The organism is Streptomyces sp. NPDC007088 (genome assembly GCF_042869355.1).
Classification (GTDB): Bacteria; Actinomycetota; Actinomycetes; order Streptomycetales; family Streptomycetaceae; genus Streptomyces.
This window is the reverse complement of record NZ_JBIAFO010000001.1, coordinates 410,852-430,351: the sequence shown is the minus strand read 5'-3', so window position 1 is coordinate 430,351 and position 19,500 is coordinate 410,852. Positions and strand designations below refer to the sequence as shown.

20 protein-coding genes are annotated in these 19,500 nt (G+C 75.7%); 8 read left to right on the top strand and 12 right to left on the bottom strand.

Annotated elements, in window-relative coordinates; translation table 11 throughout:
• Positions 1 to 53: 53 nt before the first annotated feature.
• Together ACFYMP_RS01895 and ACFYMP_RS01890 are read right to left on the bottom strand one after the other, a co-directional pair.
• On the bottom strand, positions 54 to 1,118 hold the full coding sequence (locus ACFYMP_RS01895; RefSeq protein WP_388848857.1) for a LacI family DNA-binding transcriptional regulator: 1,065 nt from the start codon (positions 1,116 to 1,118) through the stop codon (positions 54 to 56).
• Between the two features lie 78 nt (positions 1,119 to 1,196).
• On the bottom strand, positions 1,197 to 2,867 hold the full coding sequence (locus ACFYMP_RS01890; RefSeq protein WP_388848854.1) for a glycoside hydrolase family 13 protein: 1,671 nt from the start codon (positions 2,865 to 2,867) through the stop codon (positions 1,197 to 1,199).
• Positions 2,868 to 3,227: 360 nt separating this feature from the next.
• Between ACFYMP_RS01890 and ACFYMP_RS01885 the strand changes: the two genes are divergently transcribed.
• A complete protein-coding gene (locus ACFYMP_RS01885) occupies positions 3,228 to 3,953 on the top strand; it encodes a DUF4230 domain-containing protein (protein ID WP_388848851.1) in 726 nt (241 codons plus the stop codon).
• Between the two features lie 35 nt (positions 3,954 to 3,988).
• On the opposite strand, the gene ACFYMP_RS01880 is transcribed toward ACFYMP_RS01885, so the two are convergent.
• From ACFYMP_RS01880 to glnII, 8 genes are all read right to left on the bottom strand, one after another.
• Positions 3,989 to 4,702: a TetR/AcrR family transcriptional regulator gene (locus ACFYMP_RS01880; protein ID WP_388848848.1), complete on the bottom strand. Its 714-nt coding sequence runs from the start codon at positions 4,700 to 4,702 to the stop codon at positions 3,989 to 3,991.
• 81 nt (positions 4,703 to 4,783) lie between these two features.
• A complete protein-coding gene (locus ACFYMP_RS01875) occupies positions 4,784 to 6,751 on the bottom strand; it encodes a hypothetical protein (RefSeq protein ID WP_388848845.1) in 1,968 nt (655 codons plus the stop codon).
• A gap of 56 nt (positions 6,752 to 6,807) precedes the next feature.
• Positions 6,808 to 7,458 carry a LuxR C-terminal-related transcriptional regulator gene (locus ACFYMP_RS01870; RefSeq protein WP_388848842.1) on the bottom strand — a complete coding sequence of 217 codons (651 nt, stop codon included), beginning with the start codon at positions 7,456 to 7,458 and terminating at the stop codon, positions 6,808 to 6,810.
• Positions 7,443 to 8,945 carry a sensor histidine kinase gene (locus ACFYMP_RS01865; RefSeq protein ID WP_388848839.1) on the bottom strand — a complete coding sequence of 501 codons (1,503 nt, stop codon included), beginning with the start codon at positions 8,943 to 8,945 and terminating at the stop codon, positions 7,443 to 7,445. The genes ACFYMP_RS01870 and ACFYMP_RS01865 overlap by 16 nt, the downstream gene beginning before the upstream one ends.
• Positions 8,946 to 9,097: 152 nt before the next feature.
• Complete coding sequence (locus tag ACFYMP_RS01860; protein WP_388848836.1) at positions 9,098 to 10,099, bottom strand: NAD-dependent epimerase/dehydratase family protein; 1,002 nt, start codon at positions 10,097 to 10,099, stop codon at positions 9,098 to 9,100.
• A 145-nt stretch (positions 10,100 to 10,244) separates the two neighbouring features.
• Positions 10,245 to 10,862 carry a winged helix-turn-helix domain-containing protein gene (locus ACFYMP_RS01855; protein WP_388848833.1) on the bottom strand — a complete coding sequence of 206 codons (618 nt, stop codon included), beginning with the start codon at positions 10,860 to 10,862 and terminating at the stop codon, positions 10,245 to 10,247.
• A 96-nt stretch (positions 10,863 to 10,958) separates the two neighbouring features.
• Entirely contained in the window at positions 10,959 to 11,087 is a 129-nt protein-coding gene (locus tag ACFYMP_RS01850; protein ID WP_388848830.1) for a hypothetical protein, read from the bottom strand.
• A 235-nt stretch (positions 11,088 to 11,322) separates the two neighbouring features.
• Complete coding sequence (gene glnII / locus ACFYMP_RS01845) at positions 11,323 to 12,342, bottom strand: glutamine synthetase (RefSeq protein ID WP_388848827.1); 1,020 nt, start codon at positions 12,340 to 12,342, stop codon at positions 11,323 to 11,325.
• A 304-nt stretch (positions 12,343 to 12,646) separates the two neighbouring features.
• On the opposite strand from glnII, the gene ACFYMP_RS01840 reads away from it, so the two are divergent.
• Positions 12,647 to 12,943: a hypothetical protein gene (locus ACFYMP_RS01840; RefSeq protein ID WP_388848824.1), complete on the top strand. Its 297-nt coding sequence runs from the start codon at positions 12,647 to 12,649 to the stop codon at positions 12,941 to 12,943.
• Positions 12,944 to 12,956: 13 nt separating this feature from the next.
• Here ACFYMP_RS01840 and ACFYMP_RS01835 read toward each other — a convergent pair whose 3' ends face one another.
• Positions 12,957 to 14,339 (bottom strand): DUF1254 domain-containing protein, encoded by a 1,383-nt coding sequence (locus ACFYMP_RS01835; protein WP_388848821.1) that lies wholly within the window; start codon positions 14,337 to 14,339, stop codon positions 12,957 to 12,959.
• A gap of 637 nt (positions 14,340 to 14,976) precedes the next feature.
• Between ACFYMP_RS01835 and ACFYMP_RS01830 the strand changes: the two genes are divergently transcribed.
• From ACFYMP_RS01830 to ACFYMP_RS01815, 4 genes are all read left to right on the top strand, one after another.
• Positions 14,977 to 15,327, top strand: coding sequence for a hypothetical protein (locus tag ACFYMP_RS01830; RefSeq protein ID WP_388848818.1), 351 nt, complete (start codon positions 14,977 to 14,979; stop codon positions 15,325 to 15,327).
• Positions 15,328 to 15,487: 160 nt separating this feature from the next.
• Entirely contained in the window at positions 15,488 to 15,880 is a 393-nt protein-coding gene (locus ACFYMP_RS01825; protein WP_388848815.1) for an STAS domain-containing protein, read from the top strand.
• 67 nt (positions 15,881 to 15,947) lie between these two features.
• On the top strand, positions 15,948 to 16,367 hold the full coding sequence (locus ACFYMP_RS01820) for an STAS domain-containing protein (protein ID WP_388848812.1): 420 nt from the start codon (positions 15,948 to 15,950) through the stop codon (positions 16,365 to 16,367).
• Positions 16,368 to 16,495: 128 nt separating this feature from the next.
• Positions 16,496 to 17,086, top strand: coding sequence for an ATP-binding protein (locus tag ACFYMP_RS01815; RefSeq protein ID WP_388848809.1), 591 nt, complete (start codon positions 16,496 to 16,498; stop codon positions 17,084 to 17,086).
• 47 nt (positions 17,087 to 17,133) lie between these two features.
• On the opposite strand, the gene ACFYMP_RS01810 is transcribed toward ACFYMP_RS01815, so the two are convergent.
• A complete protein-coding gene (locus ACFYMP_RS01810; protein ID WP_388848806.1) occupies positions 17,134 to 17,739 on the bottom strand; it encodes an ATP-binding protein in 606 nt (201 codons plus the stop codon).
• Between the two features lie 284 nt (positions 17,740 to 18,023).
• Here ACFYMP_RS01810 and ACFYMP_RS01805 point away from each other — a divergent pair, with 284 nt between their 5' ends.
• Positions 18,024 to 19,124 (top strand): B12-binding domain-containing protein, encoded by a 1,101-nt coding sequence (locus ACFYMP_RS01805; protein WP_388848803.1) that lies wholly within the window; start codon positions 18,024 to 18,026, stop codon positions 19,122 to 19,124.
• A complete protein-coding gene (locus tag ACFYMP_RS01800) occupies positions 19,121 to 19,498 on the top strand; it encodes an STAS domain-containing protein (protein ID WP_388848800.1) in 378 nt (125 codons plus the stop codon). The genes ACFYMP_RS01805 and ACFYMP_RS01800 overlap by 4 nt, the downstream gene beginning before the upstream one ends.
• The last annotated feature ends 2 nt before the right edge of the window (positions 19,499 to 19,500 follow it).

The window sequence follows — 19,500 nt, the reverse complement described above, 5'->3', positions numbered from 1 at the left end:
TTCTCCCGCGGGAGCAGTCCTCCCCCCCGGCCCCGCCTACGGGCGCCGGGCCCTCAAACGCCCCGCGCGGGCGCGGGAGCGGGCCCGCCGGCACCGGGGCGCGGCGCGGGCGGGGCCGTGGAACCACGCATCACCAGCTCGGGGAGGAACACGAATTCGCCGGGTGGCGCGGGGGTCCCGCCGATCTCCTCCAGCAGCGCGTTGACCGCCGCCTGGCCCATCGCGCGCACCGGCTTGCGGACCGTGGTCAGCGGCGGATCGGTGAACGCTATGAGCGGGGAGTCGTCGAAGCCGACGACCGAGACCTCACCGGGCACGTCCAGCCCCGCCTGCCGCGCCGCCCGCACCGCGCCCAGCGCCATCATGTCGCTCGCGCACACCACCGCCGTGCAGCCCCCGTCGAGCAGCGCGGCCGCCGCGGCCTGCCCGCCCTCCAGCGTGTACAGCGAATGCCGCACCAGTTCCCGTTCGGCCACCGCCGGATCGAGGCCGAGCAGCTCCCGCAGCACCGTCAGGAAGCCCTCCTTCTTCCGCCGCACCGGCACGAACCGCTCCGGGCCGAGCGCCAGACCGATCCGGGTGTGACCGAGGGACACGAGGTGCGTCACCGCGAGCCGTGCCGCCGCCCGGTCGTCCGGGGACACCGAGGTCGCGCGGACCTTGGGGGCGTGACCGTCGACCAGGACGAAAGGCACGTTCCGCGCCTTCAGCCGGTCGTAGCGGCCGGTGTCCGCGCTCGTGTCGGCGTGCAGCCCCGAGACGTAGATGATCCCCGCGACCTGCCGGTCCACGAGCATCTCGGTCAGCTCGTCCTCGGTCGAGCCGCCCGGGGTCTGCGTCGCCAGTACCGGTGTGTAGCCCTGCCGGGTCAGCGCCTGCACCACGACCTGCGCGAGCGCCGGGAAGACCGGGTTCTCCAGCTCCGGGGTGATCAGCCCGACCAGCCCCTCGCTGCGCCGCCGCAGCCGCACCGGACGCTCGTAGCCGAGCACGTCGAGCGCGGCCAGCACGGACTCCCGGGTGGCCGCCGCGACCCCCGCCTTGCCGTTCAGGACCCGGCTCACCGTGGCTTCGCTGACCCCCGCTTGCGCTGCGATATCGGCCAGTCGTGCGGTCACAGGGGGACTGTACCGTCTGCCGCCCGCCGCGCTCCCGCCAACGCCCGCCCGCGGGCGGGCAGTCGCCCGAGGCGGGGGCTACACCGCCCACCACCCGCAGGTCTCACCCGGCAGCACCGTGTCCCCGGCCGAGGAACCGAGCGGGCCGGAGGCGAGCAGGGCCCGCCCCGGAAGCCGCAACACCACCTCGGTGTCCCGGGTGTTGAGCGCGCACACGAAGCCCGGACGGGAGAAGAGCAGGACACCCTCCGGAGCCTCCTCCCAGCGCAGCGAGCCGCCCCCCAGCCCCGGCAGCTCCCGGCGCAGGGACAGCGCCGCCCGGTACAGCTCCAGCGTCGAGTCCGGGTCCCCGGTCTGCGCCTCGACGCTCAGCCGCGCCCAGTCGGCGGGCTGCGGCAGCCAGGAGGCGCCGGGACCGAAGCCGTACGGCGCCTCGCGACCCGACCAGGGCAGCGGCACCCGGCAGCCGTCCCTGGTCCCGTCCTGGCCGCTCTTGACCGGCGCCCCGGGCCCCGCCGCCCCGGCCGCCGCCCGGCCCCGGAAGAACGCCGGGTCCTGCCGCACCTCGTCCGGCAGGTCCTCGACCTCGGGCAGGCCCAGCTCCTCGCCCTGGTACACGTACACGGAGCCCGGCAGCGCCAGCATCAGCAGCGCCGCCGCCCGCGCCCGCCGCAGCCCCCGCGCGGGGTCCCCCTCGGCGTAGCGCGTCGTATGCCGGACGACGTCGTGGTTGGACAGCACCCAGGTCGTCGGCGCCCCGACCCCGGTGGTCGCCGTGAGCGAGAGGTCGATCACCTCGCGCAGCCCGGCCGCGTCCCACCCGGTGGTCAGGAACTGGAAGTTGAACGCCTGGTGCGCCTCGTCGCGGCGCACGTAACGGGCCAGCCGCTCGGGGGTGGGGGCCCACGCCTCGGCCACCGAGATCCGCTCGCCCGGATAGCTCTCCAGCAGCCGCCGCCAGGAGCGGTGGATCTCGTGGACCCCGTCCTGGTCGAAGAACGGCAGCACCTGCCGGCCGATCATCCGGGCCTGTTCGCCCGCGCCGACGTCCGGCAGCCCCGGCGCCTTCACCATGCCGTGCGCGACGTCCACCCGGAACCCGTCGACCCCCAGGTCCAGCCAGAACCGCAGCACCGAGGCGAACTCCTCGTGCACCACCGGGTTCTCCCAGTTCAGATCCGGCTGCTCGGGCGCGAACAGGTGCAGGTACCAGGCCCCGTCCGCCGTCCTCGTCCAGGCCGGGCCGCCGAACACCGACTCCCAGTCGTTGGGCGGCAGTTCACCGGACGCGCCACGGCCGGGGCGGAACACGTACAGCTCCCGCTCCGGCGCCCCGGGCCCCGCCAGCGCCGCCCGGAACCAGGCGTGCTGGTCCGAGGTGTGGTTGGGCACGACGTCCACGATCACCCGCAGGCCCAGCCGGTGCGCCTCGGCCACCAGATCCGCGGCGTCCGAGAGGTCACCGAAGACCGGGTCCACCGCGCGGTAGTCCGCGACGTCGTACCCGCCGTCGGCCTGCGGGGAGGCGTAGAACGGGGTGAGCCACACCGCGTCCACGCCCAGGTCCGCGAGATACGGCAGCCGCTCACGCGCCCCGCGCAGATCACCGATCCCGTCCCCGTCGCTGTCCGCGAAGGACCGTACGTACACCTGATAGATGACGGCGTCCCGCCACCAGGGGCGGGGGACGGCGGCGCGCGGGGCGGGGGCGGCGGCGCGGACCTGGGACGGGGCGGACTCCTGGCGCATCTACGGCCTTCCTGTCGAACGGCCCGCGCGGGGCGGGCGGAGGCGGGCTGCGCACCCGGCGGGCGGAGCGGGCAGGGGCTGAGGGAGCGGGCCGCCGGGTGCCTGATCACCGTGATACCCGATCACCGCGGGCGGCACGCGGTGGCGTTCGGGATGCGCCGCGATGTGTCCGTATCCCCGGCCGTCCGCGTACGTCCCGGAGCCGTATGTGATCTTCCCTGGCCGGTTTGCTGGCGCCCTCCCGTCGGCGGTGCCCGCCCGGCGTCGCGGGCGTGCGCCCGGTCAGAGCCCGCCAACCGAGCCTGATCGGCGCCTTCTTGGGCATCCGTTCCGTCAGGGAACGAGAGGGGAGACGCCGTCATGGCACAGGAGACGACCAGAAGGACGGGCCTGCCCTGGTGGGGCAAGGCGCTCGCGGCCGTCCTCGCGCTGATCGTGGTGGTGGTGCTGCTCATCAGGTTCGCCGTGATCCCCGGGCTCGGCGAGGTGTTCGGCGAGGACACCCACGACCGCACGGGGCCCACCCTCCTCAAGTCCATCAAGGACATGAGCCGTTACCAGGCCGCCGACGGCAACTTCCAGGTCGTCGTGGACCTGGAGAAGGACACCAAGTACCTGCCCGACGCGCTGCGCGGCAGCCGCACGCTCTACGTCGGGGCCGGCACCGTCTCCGCCTCCGTCGACCTCGGCGGACTCGGCGACCGGGACGTCAAGGTCAACGAGGAGCGGACGGCCGCCACGATCCGGCTGCCGCACGCGACCCTCGGCAAGCCCGCCCTCGACCCGGACCGCTCCTACGCCGTGTCCAAACAGCGCGGACTGCTCAACCGCATCGGGGACTTCTTCTCCGACAACCCCAACGACGAGCGCGCCGTGCAGAAGCTCGCCGCCCGGCACATCGGGGACGCCGCCAAGGACAGCGGACTGACCGCCCGCGCCGAGAAGAACACCACCAGCATGCTGGAGGGCCTGCTGCACTCCCTCGGCTTCGACAAGGTCACCGTCACGTACGGGGAGGCCGGCGGGAAGGGCGCGGGGAAGGGCGCCGGAAAGGAATCGGGCAAGGGCAAGGGCGCGGATCAGTAGGCCGGACGCCGGGCCCCGGACGCCGAACCCCGGACTCACTCCGGGCGGCCCGGCGCCAGCCCCACGAGCCGGCCGACCAGATCACCGAAGGGCCCGTCGGCCGGCTCCCGGGCGAGCAGCTCCCGCAGCAGCAGGGCGAGTTCCTCGTCGTAGGCCGCGCTCACCGCGAACAGCGCCGCGAAGTCGTGCACGAGCTGGACCTCCAGCTCCGCGCGCGCCATCCGGCGCCCGTCCAGCCACAACAACGCCTTCGACTCGGCGAGCGCCACCCAGGACCGCACCACCATGTCGAGACGCGGCGAGGGCCTCGTCACCCCGAGATGCGCGAGTATCTGCTCGCGCGCCGCCTCCCGCACCGAGTCGATGAGCGCGTTCGCCGTCGAGGCCGCCTCCTGCGAGGGCACCGCGGGACCGCCCCGCATGAGCGCCGAGAAACCCGGGCCGTGCTCGTCCACGAAGTCGAAGTAGCGGCCCATGACCCGCAGCAGCCGCTCCCCGAGCGGGCCCTGCCTCGGCTCCTCGAAACGGTGCGCGAGGTCCTCGGCGGCCCGGCGCAGGGCCGCCTCGTACAGGCTCAGTTTGCCCGGGAAGTAGTGGTAGACGAGCGGCCGCGATATCCCGGCGGCCGAGGCGATCTCGTCGATCGACACCTCGGCGGGCGGGCGTCGGCTGAACAACTCCAGCGCCACGGAGATGAGCTGCTCCCGACGCTCCTGGACACCCATCCTGCGGCGCACACCGGTCGTCATGCGAACAGAGTACCGAGAGCGGGTGGCGGGGCCCCACGGCCGGGCCCGCCACCCGGCCCGGACCGTGACCCGGCCGACGGCTCAGCCCAGAGCGCTGATCTTCCCGCCCCCGCCCAGCTCGCCGGTCAGCCGCGCCTGATCGCCCTGGTGCGCGGGCAGCGCGAGCAGCCGGGTCGGTGAACTGCCCTCCAGGTCACCGCTCGTGGCGATCGACTCGACCCCCGCGCTGCCCGCGGCCAGCAGGAACCACGACCCCGCCGGGGACTTCCACAGCGCGCCCGCGAGCACCTCGGGCGCCCGCGTACCGCAGGCCGCCGCGTCCTCGGCCTGCGCGACGACCGCCGCGCTCGCCCCGCCCGGCGCCAGGAACCCGGCGAGGGAGTGGCTGCCGGGGCCGCGCCAGGTGTCCAGGCGGGTGCACGTCCACCGCGCCGTACCGGCCGCCTCGGGCAGGATCTGCCGCGCGTACTCCCACGAGTTGACCGACCGCACCCCTTGCGCGCGGGCGGCGCCGAGCGCGCAGGCGGAGGGCGCCCAGGCGGCGCGGGCGGAGTCCGAGGCCACCTCCTTCGGCGCGGCCGGGACGCCGGCCGTCAGATGTGCGGGGGTCAGCTCGCCCAGGTCCGTGTAGAGCCGCCTCGTACCGTCCCGGTCCGTCGTCTCCAGCGCGTTCCACGACGCGCACTCGCCCTGCGAGGCGGGCGCGTGGAACGGGCCGGTCGTCCCGTCCTGCGCCAGCTCCAGCTTCCGCGGCGCCCGGCCGGGCACCCGCAGGTCCCGGTTCGCGACCCCGCGCACCCAAGGGGCCACGAGATAGCGCACGTTGCCGTCCGTACGCTCCACGACCAGCGCGGCCGAGGTCCCCGCGTCCGCCCCGTCGACCCGGACGAGGTCCAGCGCGGCCGCTCCCTCGTTCTGCCCGGCGGGCTCCGCGTACCGCGCGATGCGCAGGCCGTCGTACATCAGGACGACGCGCGCGCGGGGGGTGCGCCCGGCGAACAGCAGCTTGGGCGGGCCCGCCGGGCCGCCCGTCTGCGTCCCCGGCGTCGCCGACACCCGCACCGAGCCGCCCGGCGCCGCCCAGGTGGCCAGCGCCCGGCCCAGCAGCGCCCGGTCGCCCAGCAGGCCGCCGCGCGCCGGCCACACCGAGAAGTCCTGCCGGGCGGAGGAGCGCCAGGCCGTGACCGGCGCCGTCGTCAGCCGCCCGGGGTCGAGCGCCGCCCGCTGTGCCGCGCTGTACGCGGGCGCCTCGCTCCCGCCGACGGTCCAGGACACCAGCAGCGCCCCGCACACCGCGAGCGCCGCCGCCCCCAGGAGCGCCGCCCGCACGTGCTGGCGGCGGCGCAGCAGGTCGGTGGGGCGCGCCTGGAGCGAGCAGGGGTCGAACTCCGGGGAGGCCAGCAGGGCCGCGGCGTGCACGCCCCCCGGGACCCGCACCCCGGCCGCCTCGGTGAGCGCCGCCCGGGGATCGGACACCCCGGCACTGGCGAGGAGCTCCGCCGTCTGCGACTCGTCCAGCCGGTCGAGACCGCGCAGGACGAAGGCGGCGCGGGCGGCCGCGGAGAGGGCCGACAACTCCTCGTGCAGGGCGAGTTCGTCGGGGCCCCCGGCCCTCGGGGCGAGCCGCAGGCCCCAGACGCGGGGCAGCGGCGCGGGGAACTGCGCGCGCCGGGGCCGGGTGCGCGGGCTCAGCGGCTCGTTCGCCTCCAGCGCCGCGCGCAGCACCCGCAGCCGCACGTACGCGTAGCCCGCGCTGTCGCCCGGACCGCTCCGCGCGTCGCGCTGGCCCGGGAGCAGCCCCTCCGCGGTGACCTGCCGGGAGCGGGGCAGGGCGCGCTGCGCCAGGGCGTGCGCGGTGAGCACCCGCCGGCCGCGCCCCGACGACGGGGGGAGGATCAGGTAGGCGAGCCGCACCAGCCGGGGGTAGTGCTCGACGAGGGCCGCCTCGGCCTGCTCGACGTCCACCGTGGCGCTGTGCGCGGCACGGTCCGTGGGGCGGGGGCCGCTCGGGCGGCGGTGGGCGCTGGGGGCGACATCCTGTGGCTGCACGTTCAGCAGAACGACGGATTCCGCCGGAAGTCACCTCGCGGGCCCCGAAGGACGCCTCAGGAACGGCCGTCGAGGAAGGCGATCACCGCGAGGACCCTGCGGTTGTCGTCGTCGGAGACCTCCAGGCCGAGTTTCGCGAAGATATTGGACGTGTGTTTGGCGATCGCCCGTTCCGTCACCACGAGTTGCGCCGCGATCGCCGTGTTGGAACGTCCCTGCGCCATCAGTTCGAGCACCTCCCGCTCCCTCGGCGTGAGCCGGGCGAGCGGGCGCTGAGCCGTCTGCCGCGCCAGCAGCTGCGAGATGACCTGCGGGTCCATCGCCGTGCCGCCGGCCGCCACCCGCCGTACCGCGTCGACGAACTGCTCCGCGTCGAACACCCGGTCCTTCAGCAGATAGCCGATCCCGCCCGCGCCGTCGGCCAGCAACTCCCGCGCGTACAACTGCTCCACGTGCTGCGACAGGACCAGCACCGGCAGTCCGGGCCGCGCGCGCCGGGCGGCCAGCGCGCATTGCAGGCCCTCGTCGGTGTGGGACGGCGGGAGCCGGACGTCGACGACCGCGACGTCCGGCTCCAGCTCCGCGAGCGCCCTGGTCAGTTCGGGCCCGGTCTCGACGGCCGCGGCGATCTCGAAGCCGAACGCCTCCAGCATGCGGACGAGACCGTCGCGCAGCAGGAAGAGGTCTTCGGCTAGGACAACGCGCACGGGATCTCCACAGTGACCATGGTGGGGCCGCCCTCGGGCGAGCTGACGGCCAGCAACCCGTCGAAGATACCGAGTCGGCGCTCGACCCCGCTCAGCCCACCGCCCGCGTCGGCGCGGGCCCCGCCCCGCCCGTCGTCCCCGACGGTGATCCGCAGCCGTCCGTCCGTGTGACTGAGGTCGGCCCACACGCGGCCGGCGTCCGCGTGCTTCACCGCATTGGTCAGCAGCTCGCTCGTCGCGAAGTAGGCGGCGGCCTCCACGGGCGCCTCGGCCCGGCCGGGCAGGTCCACGACGACGTCCGTCTCCACGGGCAGCCGCAGGGCCAGGGCCCGCACCGCGTCGCCGAGGCCGCGTTCGGCGAGGACCGGCGGGTGGATGCCGCGCACCAGATCGCGCAGTTCGTTCAGCGCCTCGGCGGAGGAGGCGCGGGCCCGCGCGAGGAGCTTCCTGGCCTGCTGCGGGTCCTTCTCGATCAGCGCCTCGACCGTGCCGAGATCCATGCCCATCGCGACCAGCCGGGCCTGCGCGCCGTCGTGCAGATCCCGTTCGATGCGGCGCAGTTCGGCCGCCGAGGCGTCCACCGCGTCGTGCCGGGAGGCGGTGAGCCGTTCGACGCGGCGCGCCAGGGCCTGCTCCTGGTCCGGGGCGAGCACCGCCCGGGTCAGCGCGAAGTGCAGCCGCAGGGTCGCCGGGGCCGCGTGCAGCGCGATCTTCGCCGTCACCAGGCCGAGGAGCCCCGCCGCGAGGCCCGTCGCCTGGCTGTCCACCGGCACGAAGGCGTACCAGTACGTGCCGTCGCTGTACACGTGCCACAGGCCCGCCGCCAGGAGCACCCCCTCGACCGAGAAGGACAGCAGCGCCGGGCCCAGCAGGGCCGTGCAGAAGCCGGCCGTCATGTCGGACAGGAGCCAGCCGAGGTCGCGCCACGTCGCCGCGTCCCGCAACAGCCACCCGCACAACGTGATCCGCCCGGTGATCCCCGGACGGGCGCCGGGCAGCGGCCGGTACGCGGACGGGATACGCAGGCCCACCCAGTCGGCGGCCAGGACCCGGCGGCGCAGCGCGTAGGCCCGGACCGCCGCGACGAGGGGCGGCGTCGTGAACAGGCCCACGCCGGCCGGCACGAGGGCGATCGAGACGACCGACAGGCAGAACAGCGTCGCCGAGACGGGCAGGGACAGGACCGCCAGGCCGAAGCCGCGCGCCGCGTCGACCAGCGCCGCACGCACCCCGCGCCGCCTTCCGCGCCGGCTCTCGCGCCCCTCGCGCCTCCCACGTCCCTCGCGCCTCCCACGTCCCTCGCGCCCCTCGCCCCTCCCACGTCCCTCGCGCCCCTCGCGCCGCTCCCGCCCTTCCACCGCCCCCGGGCCGCCGGGCGCGGTGGCCGCGTCCAGCCGCTCCGCCAGCTCCTCGGTGGACCGCAGCGCCCGCCAGGCCCCCGCCGGGGTGCCCCCGCCCGTGAACGTCCGCGTCGCCCCTGCGGCCATCGCGTCCTCCTCCCTCGCCCGGCACCGCCCCACCGGGGCGTGCCGTTCCCCGTGCGGCCCGGCCGGGCCGCACGGGGAACAGTCTGGCGGGGCGCCCGGCGGCACGACAGCGGTCTGTCCCCCCGGCGGGGGGTGGTGCCGGCACCACCCCCTCAGCCCTGGGCGAGTACCCGTGCCTCGGCCTGCGGGGACAGGCCCACGGCGGCGCGGGCCGGGCGCGCGGTGGGGCCGTCCCCGCCCGAGCGCAGCCACTCCCAGGTGTCCGCGACCGTCTCGGCCACCGGACGGCAGCGCAGCCCCGTCGCGAGCGTCCTCCTCACGTCCGCGCCGTGGAGGGCGCCGTGGTCCTCGCCCGGCGGCACCCACACCGGCAGCTCGGTCCAGGGCGCGATCCCGGCCGCGAGCACCACCTCCGGGTCCGTCCAGCGCGGTGCGGCGTCCGAGCCCGTCACCCGCACACAGGTGTCGATCAGTTCTCCCATGGTCGTGTGGCCCGGCGGGCTCACCAGATCGTACGGACCGTGCAGGCCCGCCTCCCCGGCGTCGAGCAGCCAGGCCGCGAGGTCCCGCGCGTCGACGTACGCGAGCGGCAGGTCGCGGGGGCCGGGGGCGAGCACCGGACCGCCGCGCGCGATCCGGTTCAGCCACCACGGCAGCCGCCCGATGTTCTCGTGCGGGCCGAGGATCAGCCCGGCGCGGGCGAACAGGGAGCGCTCCGCGCCGAACTCCCGGGCGAGCGCCAGCTCGGCGCCCCGCTTGTCCCTCGCGTAGTCCCCGGCCTCCGCGTCCGGGTCGCCGTCCACCACGGGCGCCTCGATCCCGGTTCCCGCGCGGCGCGGGTAGGCGTACACCGAGCAGGTGGAGACGTACGCGTAGCGGCCGGCCCGGCCGCTCAGCAGCCGCGCGCTGTCGCGCACCGCCCGGGGCGCCGAGGACCACGTGTCGACCACGAGGTCCCAGTCGCCGGGCGCGGAGGCGAGCGCGTCCAGTCCGCCCGGCGCGGTCCGGTCGCCGCGCAGGGCGTTCGTCCCGGGCAGCGCCTCCTGGCGGCCCCGGTTGAACACCGTGACCTCCCAGCCCCGGCCGAGCCCCGCCGCCACCGCCGCCCGCCCGACGAACTCCGTCCCGCCCAGTACCAGCAGTCTCTTGGTCATACGGCGAGACTGCCCGGACCGGACGGGACGGGGGAAGTGCTTTCACCCTCGGCCGAACGCCGTCGGGCCAGGGCCTGCCCGGCCGAACCCGTCGTCGCCCGGAGGACGGCGGACGGGAACGGTCAGGCAGGCCCCGAGGCGCGGCTCAGCCGACGGGCGGGGTGTACTTGTAGCCGACCCGGCGGACCGTCTGGATGGTGTGCCGGTACGCCGAGCCCAGCTTGCGCCGCAACCGGGCGATGTGGACGTCGACGGTGCGCCCGTCCCCGACGTGCCCGTACCCCCACACCGTGGTGACCAACTGGTCCCGGGTGTGCACCCGGTGGGGGTGGGCGACGAGGTGGGCGAGCAGCTCGAACTCCAGGTAGGTCAGGTCCAGGGGCCGGCCGTCGACCTCGGCGGTGCGGCGCCCGGTGTCGACCCGCACCAGCTCCCGCAGACCGTCGGCCTCCGCGTCCGCGCCGCCCACGGCGGGGGCCCCGGCCGTCTCCTGCGGGGCGGGCAGGACCGGTACCGCGCCCGGGAAGGACGGCTGCTGGTCGGCGGGCACGAGCACGAGGTAGCCGACCATCGGCGGACGGCCGGGAAGCGCGGGCAGGGTGTGCGGCGGGGCGGGCAGCCAGGTGGCGCCCGGCGGCAGGAACTCCGAGACGTCGACGGTCTCGTCACGGTCCACGGCGCGCAGCCGGTGGCGCGGCGGAAGCGTGGAGGAGGCGGCGCCGGTGGTGTCGGGCGCGGCGGAGAGGGAAGGACGATGGGCCATGGAAGGTCAGCTCATTTCGCACGAGGATGTCGTCGACGGAGGACGTACGTCACCGCGTGAACCGAAGGCCGGTGCGTTTCCGTTCGGAATCCGGCTTTAGAGGGTCCGCGCGTTCCGCACGCGACAACACACCCGGTCGAAGTCGTGGTGCTGACGGGACGGCCAGAACGGTTCGAGGTCGACGCGCACGACGCGACCCGTCACGGAGTCCTGGAAGCTGGCCATGCCGCTATTGAAGCAGAAACCCGCCCGCACAGAACCCTCCTTCCCGCCATCCGGTCCCGGCTTGACGCGAGTTTGGCCTGAGCGGGTACGCCGGCGGGCCGCCGGTGGCCGGTCCTCCGGCGTACGGGAGGGCGGCCCCGGGGCACGCGGAAGGGGCGCCCACCGGTTCGTCGGTGGGCGCCCCTTCCGCGTGCGTACGGGGGCCGGCGGGTCGCGTGCCGGGCCCCGGGCCGGCTCAGACCTGGCCGGCCTTCTCCAGCGCCGTGCAGCAGGTGTCCGTGATGAGGCGGGTCACCAGATACGGGTCGACGTTGGCGTTCGGGCGGCGGTCCTCGATGTAGCCCTTGCCGTCCCTCTCGACCTGCCACGGGATGCGGACCGAGGCGCCGCGGTCGGAGACGCCGTAGCTGTACTCGTTCCAGGGGGCGGTCTCGTGCAGGCCGGTGAGCCGGTCGTCGATGCCCGCGCCGTAGTTCTTGACGTGGTCCAGCGGCTTCGAGCCCTCGCCCAGCGACTCGCACGCGGTGATGATCGCCGGGTAGCTCTCGCGCATCGCCTTCGTGGAGAAGTTGGTGTGCGCGCCCGCCCCGTTCCAGTCGCCCTTGACCGGCTTGGGGTCGAGGGTCGCGGAGACGCCGAAGTCCTCGGCGGTGCGGTACAGCAGCCAGCGGGCCACCCACAGCTGGTCGGAGACCTCCAGGGGGCTGAGCGGGCCCACCTGGAACTCCCACTGGCCGGGCATGACCTCGGCGTTGATGCCGGAGATGCCGAGACCGGCCTTGAGGCAGTTCTCCAGGTGCGCCTCGACGATGTCGCGGCCGAAGATCTCGTCGGAGCCCACCCCGCAGTAGTAGCCGCCCTGAGCGGCGGGGAAACCGCCCTCCGGGAAGCCGAGCGGGCGCGAACCCTGGAAGAAGGTGTACTCCTGCTCGATGCCGAAGACCGGCTCCTGGCCGGCGAAGCGGGCCGCCACCTCGCGCAGTTCGGCGCGGGTGTTGGAGGGGTGCGGGGTCATGTCCGTGTTCAGGACCTCGCACAGCACCAGGATGTCGGCGCCGCCCCGGATCGGGTCGGGACACGTGAACACCGGCTGGAGCACGCGGTCCGAGGCGTGGCCCTCGGCCTGGTTGGTGCTGGACCCGTCGAAGCCCCAGACGCCGGGCTCCTCACCCGCCGCCAGGATCTTGGTCTTGGACCGGAGCTTGGCGGTCGGCTGGGTGCCGTCGATCCAGATGTACTCGGCCTTGAAGCTCACGGGGGCCACTTCCTCGGGTCATGGGGTGCGGGTGCCGGCCCGGCGCGCGCGGGCGCGCCCGGACGCGGGGCGTTCGCCCGAAGAATGCCAAGGCCCGGTGTCCCGCTCGTTGCCCGTCTGTGAACCGCGTGTTACCGGCGGCGCGGCGGGACGCGAGGGGCCCGTGAGGCGGTCGGCCGGGCGTCCGATCCCGCTTCCACCAGCGGCTTTTGTCAGTGCCCCGCAGTAAAATGGAGACATGTCCGAAGGGGGTACGGGGGTCCCGCGGCACGCGGCTCCCGTGTCCTCACGGCCTCTCAGGAGGATGCCCGTGGCCCGTTCCGCGACCCTTGACCCGACCGAGACCGCCCTGTTCGACCTGCCCTACGCCCCCGTCGAGAAGAGGGCGCTGCCCGCCGGGCGCCCCCGCGAGTGGTACATAGCGCACAACCGCAGGCTCAAGGCCATGCGCCTGGCCATCGTCCTGCTCGACGCCGGGGTGTGGCGGGCCGAGCAGGCGCCGAACCGGACCATCCGGCTGGCCGCCGAGCGCGTCGGCGTCCACCCGCCCTCCGACACCACCTGTCACATGGTGCGCGCCCTCATGCGCTACAGCCGCTGAGCGGTCGCCGCCCTCAGGCCGGGGCCGCGCTCCTGAGCAGCCCCGGCAGGACGTAGCTCCCGTCGAGCACCTCGGGAGCCGGAAGGTACAGCCGCAGCATCGGGCGGAAACCCCCCGCGGGCGCCGGCAGCCAGTTGGCCGCCCGCGCGGGGTCCCGGGGCCGCCGGTGCTGCACGTACAGCGTCAGCCCGCCGTCCGGGTCGTACACGAGGCCGGGGGTGCGCGAGCCGATCGCGTACCGCCCCGCCGGGTTCGCCACGAGACGCCGCTCGGGCAGTCCGTACATCGTCAGCGACCAGAACGCCCGCACCGGCGGCTCCTGCGGGAAGCGCAGCGTGTAGGCGTGGGACCCGTCCAGCGGACGGCCCTCGACGTCCTCGAAGGTCTGCGCGTACACCCTCTCGTAGCCGTGCCCGCCCCACAGGCCGACGCTCGCCGCCACCGCCCGGGTCAGGTACGAGGCGGTCCGGTCGGGCAGCCGCCACCGCGGCGAGTCGATCGTGCCGATCCCGAAGTGGTCCAGGTTGTAGTCGAAGAGGTGCGGTTCGAGCCGCCAGCCGCCCCCGCCCCGGGGCGGGGGCCGCCGGGCCGCCGCGTCGATCTCCGCCCGCCCCGCCGCCATCCCCTCCTCCAGCGCCGCGACGAAGGCCCGCGAGGCCCCCGCGTACGGGGTGGGGCCCTCCTCCAGCAGCCCGAGCGGCTGGAACCGCTCCTGGTAGCGCTGGTCCGCCGGGGAGGGCGGGAAGTCGGCCGCCCACACCCGCAGCCGTTCGAAGAAGACCAGCTCGGGCGGGGCCTGCGGATCGGGCGTCGGCAGCCCGCCCCGGCCCAGGCCGGGCGCGGTGAGCGAGTGCAGGGTGAAGCCCGCCTGGAGCGCGCGCACGGCGGGCACCTCGTCCTGACCGGCGCACGCGATCCGGCCCACGAGCGACATCACGGTGGTGGGCGCCTCGATCACGCCGCGCACACTGCCCGGCGCCTGCCCGCTCCAGCCCGGCGGCACGAGAAGCCAGCTGCCCGCCTCCGTGCCGGTCGCCCGCTGCCCGAGGTAGGCCACGTTGTCGGTCCACGCGTCCACGAACTGGAGCACGTAGTACCGGCCCCCCGTGTCCGGGACCTGAAGCACCAGCGGGCCCTCGGACAGGTCGAGCTGGGCGATCGAGTACAGCGTGTCGGTGCCCGCCGAGACGGCGGCGGTCTCCGGGGTCGCGAGCCGCTGCGCGTGCGCGAACCGGTTGAACGGGGTGCCCGGCAGGTTCCCGAACCCGTGCTGGGTGAAGGCGGCCACCGTCTCCAGGTCGTGCACCAGCGGGAAGCCGTACACGTACGCCTCCGCGGCGAGCGCGGCCAGGTCCCGCGCACGCGCCCCGCTCTGCGGTGCGGAACTGCGGCTCATCCGGGCTCCAGTCGCTCCAGTCGCTGCGGGACGGCCGTACCGCCCCGGTCCCGCCCGTCGCCGGGAACCGGCCCCCGCCCGCGTACCGGCCGCCGTGCACGCGCCCCGGTCCGGCTCTCCGGCCCGCGCCGGGACACAGGTCTCCCGCCACCAAGGTCACACGGTGGGCGTCCCGCCGCATCCCGGCCCCGGGTCCGGGATGCGGCGGGACGCCTCCGTACGCGGATACGGATGTTCCCCGGGCCGGGTGGTGTCCGACCGGCAACGGACCCGCCAGAAATCGGACAAGCGCTCCGTGACCGGCACAAGGGTGAACCGGCGCTGCGCCGGGCCCGCTCGCTCGTTGGCCGGAACAACCCCGTACGGCGACCGTGGGGCGGCCGCCCCGGCCGGAGCGGCGCCGCCGCCGTCGGCCGCCCGCCCCGTCCCACCGGCCCCGGGGGCACCACGCTTCCGTGCGAAACGTTCCGCCCACGCGAGAGGACCATCCGATGCGCCACCACCCCCGCCAGCCCGCCACAGCGCCGAAGCCGCACGGAACGCCCAAGCCGCACGGGGCGGCACCGCCCGCACCCCCGGCCCCCGGCGCCTCGCGAGGCGCCGCGCCGCACGGCGTCCCGGAAGCGGGGCGGACGCGATGAGCCGCTTCTCCCTCGTCCTGTGCGCCGGCCACCTCGCGGGAGTGGCCTGGCTCGGTCACTGCGCGACGGTCGGCGCGCGGCACGGCGCCTGGTGGACCGTGGCCGCCTTCGTCGGCGTCTCCGCGCTCGTGCTCACCGCGATCCTGCGCGAGACGGAGTGCGCGGACGAGCACGTCCCGCGCCCCGTCCCGCCCCGGCCGCCGGTCCGGGAGGCCGCCCTCTCCGACCGGCTCGCCATGGACTGGCAGGACTTCGAGGCGCTGTGCTGCCTGCGCGCCTGGGAGTCCCGGGGAACGGCCCACGACACCGCCCACTGCGCCCGCACGGACAGCGACTCCCTGGCCTGAGGCCCACGCGGGACGCGGGCCCGCGTCCGTCGGCGGCGGGCCGCCCACGGGCGGTGATGGCCCGGCGGTACGGGCCCGGGGCACCGGCCGGGCGGGCCCGGAGGCCCGTGGACCGGGGGGTCCCCGGCGGCGGCCCGGGAACCTGAGGCAGGATGCCGTCATGCCCGATCCCGCAGAGCCAGAGAACGAGCCGGACGACCACGAGCCGGAGAGACCCCCGCCCGCCGTCGTGGAGGAGTCCCCGGGGCCCGCCGCCCCGGACCCCTCCGGCATGTGGCTGGTCACCGCCGTCGGCGAACTCGACCTGGACACCATCGGGGGCCTGCGCGCCGATCTGGAGGAGGCGGCGGAACGCTACCCCGTGGTCCTCCTCGACCTCAGCCAGGTCCCGTTCGGCGACTCCAGCTTCCTCAACCTCCTGATCCGGGTGCGCCTCACCACCGACCTGCGCCTCGTCGCGCCCACCGAGCCACTGCGCCAGCTCTTCGCGCTGACCGGCACGGACGAGGTGCTCCAGGTGTACGCGACCGTCGACGAGGCCATCGAGGGCTGAGCCGCCCCGCGCGCGGCAGGCGGGCGCCGAGGGGCGCGGGGGGCGGCGGGTGTGGGATCGTGTGGCCATGTTCCACAGCGAGGGCGGGGCGACCGTCACCGGCACGGCCCTGGGCTCCGCGACCTTCGTGGTCCGGGTCGGCGGCGACATCGACCACGAGTCCGCGCCCCTCCTCCAGGAGGCCCTGGACACCGCGAGGCGCTCCGGGGCCGGGCACACCGTGATCGACCTGTCCGGCGTGGGCTTCGCGGACTCCACCGTCCTGCACGTCCTGCTCGGCGCCGAGCGCGCCCACCGCGGCGCGGGCCGGGAACTGAGCGTCGCGGGGCCGTTCGGCACCACCGTGCGGCGCCTGTTCGAGGTCACGGGGACCACGCACCACTTCCGGCTGCGGCCCTCCCTCGACGCGGCGCTCGACGGGGCCCCGGACACCACGCCGGACGGGCGGGCCCCCCACGGGGACCCGCCCGCGGGCGGCGCCGCGTGACGCGCGAGGGCGCCACGCGGGGAGCGGACGCCCGCCGGGCGGGCGGCGCGCACGGCCTCGCGCCCGCCGCCGCGGCCACCACCGCACCGACCACACAGGCAGGGCAGGACAGAGTCCGGACGGGGACCATGGCGCACACCGAGACCACCGGGGGAGCACCCGAACCGGACGGCCTGTCCGCCCGCGCGCCCGAAGGCGCCGGCCGGCGCGCCACCCCGCCGCCTCCGGCCGCGCTCCCGCGCACCGCCGCCGAGGCCCGCCGCCTCGTGGCCGACCTGCTGACCTCCCGGGACGGGGGACCGCCGGACGGTCCCGCGAGCGTCGACCACCCGTACCGTGCCGGTGCCACCGAAAGCGGGGGCTCGACGCCCGGCTCCGTTCGTGAGGGCGACGGACACCACGACGACGGACACCACGGGGAGCCGGCCGAACGGGCCCGTACCGACGCGCTGCTCACCGTCTCCGAACTCGTCACCAACGCCATCCGGCACGGCGGCGGCCTCACCGGCTTCGCCGCGCGCCTCACCCCGGACGGTCTGCTCCTGCACGTCGAGGACGCCGCGGAGACCCTGCCCGTGGCCCGCGATCCGCTCGCCGGGCCGGGTGTCGCGGTCGGCGGCTACGGATGGCCGCTCGTGTGCCGGATCGCCCGCGAGGTGACGGTGGCCCCGCTGCCCGGGGGCGGCAAACGCATCACCGTCCTGCTGCCCCGCTCCTGACGCCGTCCTCGCCCCCGGCCCCGCCGGGCCGCCGCCACGGCCACCGGTCAGCCCGGCGGCTCGCAGCGCTGGGCCGGGATGAGCCCGCTGGGCCCCTGCTGCGGCATGGGATGCAGCGGAATCCAGGCCCGGATCGTCTTGCCGGTCGCCGTGGGGGTCACCTCGGTCCACGCGATCCGGCACACGAGCGGCCAGCCGTAACCTCCCGGGAGCCCAGCCGCCAGACCGCCGCCGTCCGCGGCGCCCCCGGGCTCCCGGCCGTCCTGGACGACGGGGGCCTGTCCGCTGCGGTCGGAGGCGGTGACCTCGACCATGCCGTCGACGAGCGCGACCCGGAACGCCGTTATCCCGCCGCCGTGCCGCAGCGCGTTCGTCACGAGTTCGGAGGCGACCAGGACCGCGTCGGCCAGGACCAGGACGTCGACCGGGGGAGTGAGCGTGAGCAGCAGGTCGTGGACCCGCTCCCGCGCGTCGGCCGGCCGCAGCGCCGACGCGACCTCTTCGCAGGAGGGGCCGCCGCTCCCCTCCGCCGAACCCGGGCCCCGCTCCCCTGAGGGAGAAGCGCCCGAGGGCTCCTGGGGGTCAACGGGCCCCGTCCGGCTCGCCTCCCCTTCGGTACCCTCAATCCCGTCGTCCGCACCGTTCGGTTCCATAGCGACTCACCTCTCGCTCACCTCGCTCTCCCCTGACCGCCCCACGCGTGTCGGGTGCCCCGTAGCGGCGTCGGGTCACCTCGGCGACGACAAGTCCCACGGACGGAGCAGGAGAGGCGTACGGCGGGGGCTCCTCGCGGCCGTCACAGGCATGTCGGCGCCGGAGTGGGTAGAAGGGCCGGACACGGCCTGTCCGCGGAGGACGGACGTACCGGCGGCGGACGTACCGGGCGAGACACCCCGCCGGACCAGGAACGATCCCCGGAAGGGCAGGCGTACGCACCATGACCGCAATCCCCGCGCGGGGACCGGCCACCGACGTGGACCGGGCACGCACCCGGGACCGGCTGTGGAGCGCGCTGGAGGACGGCGACGAGTACGCGGCGGGCACGGTGGTGCTCGGAGCGGTCGACGAGGGGCTCGCCCCCGAGGACGTCCTCCTGGAGGTCATCGCCCCGGTCCAGCGCAGGGTGGGCGCCGAATGGGCGGCCGGCCGGCTCTCCGTCGCCCGGGAACACGCGGCGACGGCCATCAACGACCGCGTCGTGGCCGCCCTGGCCCACCACGTGCGGTCCGGCCCGGACGAGCCGCCCGTGGGCCGGGTCACCGTGGCCTGCGTGGACGGCGAGTGGCACGCGCTGCCGGCCAGGCTGGTCGCCGAGGTGCTGCGGCTGCGCGGCTGGCGCGTCGACTTCCTGGGCGCCCAGGTCCCCGCCCCGCACCTCGTCTCACACCTGCACCTGACGGCACCGGACGCGGTGGCCCTGTCCTCGTCCCTCGCGACGCGGCTGCCGACCGCCCACGCGGCGATCACGGCCTGCCAGGCGGCGGGGGTGCCGGTCCTCGTGGGCGGCGCCGCCTTCGGGGCCGACGGACGGTACGCCCGGCTGCTGGGCGCCGACGCCTGGGCCCCCGAGGCCCGCACGGCCGCCGACCTCCTCGCGGCCGGGCTCCCCGGCCGCCCCGGCGCGGCGCCTCGCCCGCCCGCCCTCCTGCCGCACCTCAGGGACCAGGAGTACACGCTGGTCAGCCGCTCGGCCCGGCAGCTCGTACGCGGCACTTTGGCCGGTCTGGAGGAGCGCTTCCCGCCGCTGCGCGCCTACACGGACGCGCAGCGCGGGCACACCGTCGACGACCTCGCCCAGATCATCGACTTCCTCACCACGGCCCTCTACGTCGACGACCCCGAGCTGTTCACCGGCTTCCTCACCTGGACCGCCGACATCCTCGCGGCCCGCGACGTACCGCCCCGCTCCCTGTTCCCCACCCTCGACGCGCTCCACGAGCAGCTCAAGGACTTCCCCCGGGCCCTGCGCCTGATCGACGAGGCCGGCCGGGCGCTGCGCGCGCACCTGAACGGCACGGCCACGAAGGAGGAGACATGACAACGGCTCAGGGACCCCGGCCCGCGGATCCGCTCGTCATGGCGGTCACCCACCCCGCACCGGGCGTGATCCGGCTGCGGCTGACCGGCGCGCTCGACTTCGACACGGCGGAGGTCCTGCTGCGCACCGTGCGCCACCACCTCCGGGCGCGGCCGGCGCCCACCGGGTACGAACTGGACTGCTCCGGCCTGACCGCGTGCGACTCGACGGGCCTGTCGACCCTCCTGATGACGCACCGCCACACCGAGGAGGCCGCCGTCCCGCTCAGGCTGATCCACCGCCCCGTCTTCCTCGACCGCCTCCTCGACCTGACCGGCACCCTGAACCACCTGACCCGGCCGGCCGACGGGCGGGAGGTGCCGGGGGTGGGGTGACG

What these genes read in the sequence shown, in the direction of transcription:
- ACFYMP_RS01890 (WP_388848854.1), bottom strand. Translation starts at nt 2,867, where the DNA reads ATGCGCCAGGAGTCCGCCCCGTCCCAGGTCCGCGCCGCCGCCCCCGCC.
- ACFYMP_RS01885 (WP_388848851.1), top strand. Translation starts at nt 3,228, where the DNA reads ATGGCACAGGAGACGACCAGAAGGACGGGCCTGCCCTGGTGGGGCAAG.
- ACFYMP_RS01880 (WP_388848848.1), bottom strand. Translation starts at nt 4,702, where the DNA reads ATGACGACCGGTGTGCGCCGCAGGATGGGTGTCCAGGAGCGTCGGGAG.
- ACFYMP_RS01865 (WP_388848839.1), bottom strand. Translation starts at nt 8,945, where the DNA reads ATGGCCGCAGGGGCGACGCGGACGTTCACGGGCGGGGGCACCCCGGCG.
- ACFYMP_RS01860 (WP_388848836.1), bottom strand. Translation starts at nt 10,099, where the DNA reads ATGACCAAGAGACTGCTGGTACTGGGCGGGACGGAGTTCGTCGGGCGG.
- ACFYMP_RS01855 (WP_388848833.1), bottom strand. Translation starts at nt 10,862, where the DNA reads ATGGCCCATCGTCCTTCCCTCTCCGCCGCGCCCGACACCACCGGCGCC.
- ACFYMP_RS01850 (WP_388848830.1), bottom strand. Translation starts at nt 11,087, where the DNA reads ATGGCCAGCTTCCAGGACTCCGTGACGGGTCGCGTCGTGCGCGTCGAC.
- ACFYMP_RS01840 (WP_388848824.1), top strand. Translation starts at nt 12,647, where the DNA reads ATGCCCGTGGCCCGTTCCGCGACCCTTGACCCGACCGAGACCGCCCTG.
- ACFYMP_RS01835 (WP_388848821.1), bottom strand. Translation starts at nt 14,339, where the DNA reads ATGAGCCGCAGTTCCGCACCGCAGAGCGGGGCGCGTGCGCGGGACCTG.
- ACFYMP_RS01830 (WP_388848818.1), top strand. Translation starts at nt 14,977, where the DNA reads ATGAGCCGCTTCTCCCTCGTCCTGTGCGCCGGCCACCTCGCGGGAGTG.
- ACFYMP_RS01825 (WP_388848815.1), top strand. Translation starts at nt 15,488, where the DNA reads ATGCCCGATCCCGCAGAGCCAGAGAACGAGCCGGACGACCACGAGCCG.
- ACFYMP_RS01820 (WP_388848812.1), top strand. Translation starts at nt 15,948, where the DNA reads ATGTTCCACAGCGAGGGCGGGGCGACCGTCACCGGCACGGCCCTGGGC.
- ACFYMP_RS01815 (WP_388848809.1), top strand. Translation starts at nt 16,496, where the DNA reads ATGGCGCACACCGAGACCACCGGGGGAGCACCCGAACCGGACGGCCTG.
- ACFYMP_RS01810 (WP_388848806.1), bottom strand. Translation starts at nt 17,739, where the DNA reads ATGGAACCGAACGGTGCGGACGACGGGATTGAGGGTACCGAAGGGGAG.
- ACFYMP_RS01805 (WP_388848803.1), top strand. Translation starts at nt 18,024, where the DNA reads ATGACCGCAATCCCCGCGCGGGGACCGGCCACCGACGTGGACCGGGCA.
- ACFYMP_RS01800 (WP_388848800.1), top strand. Translation starts at nt 19,121, where the DNA reads ATGACAACGGCTCAGGGACCCCGGCCCGCGGATCCGCTCGTCATGGCG.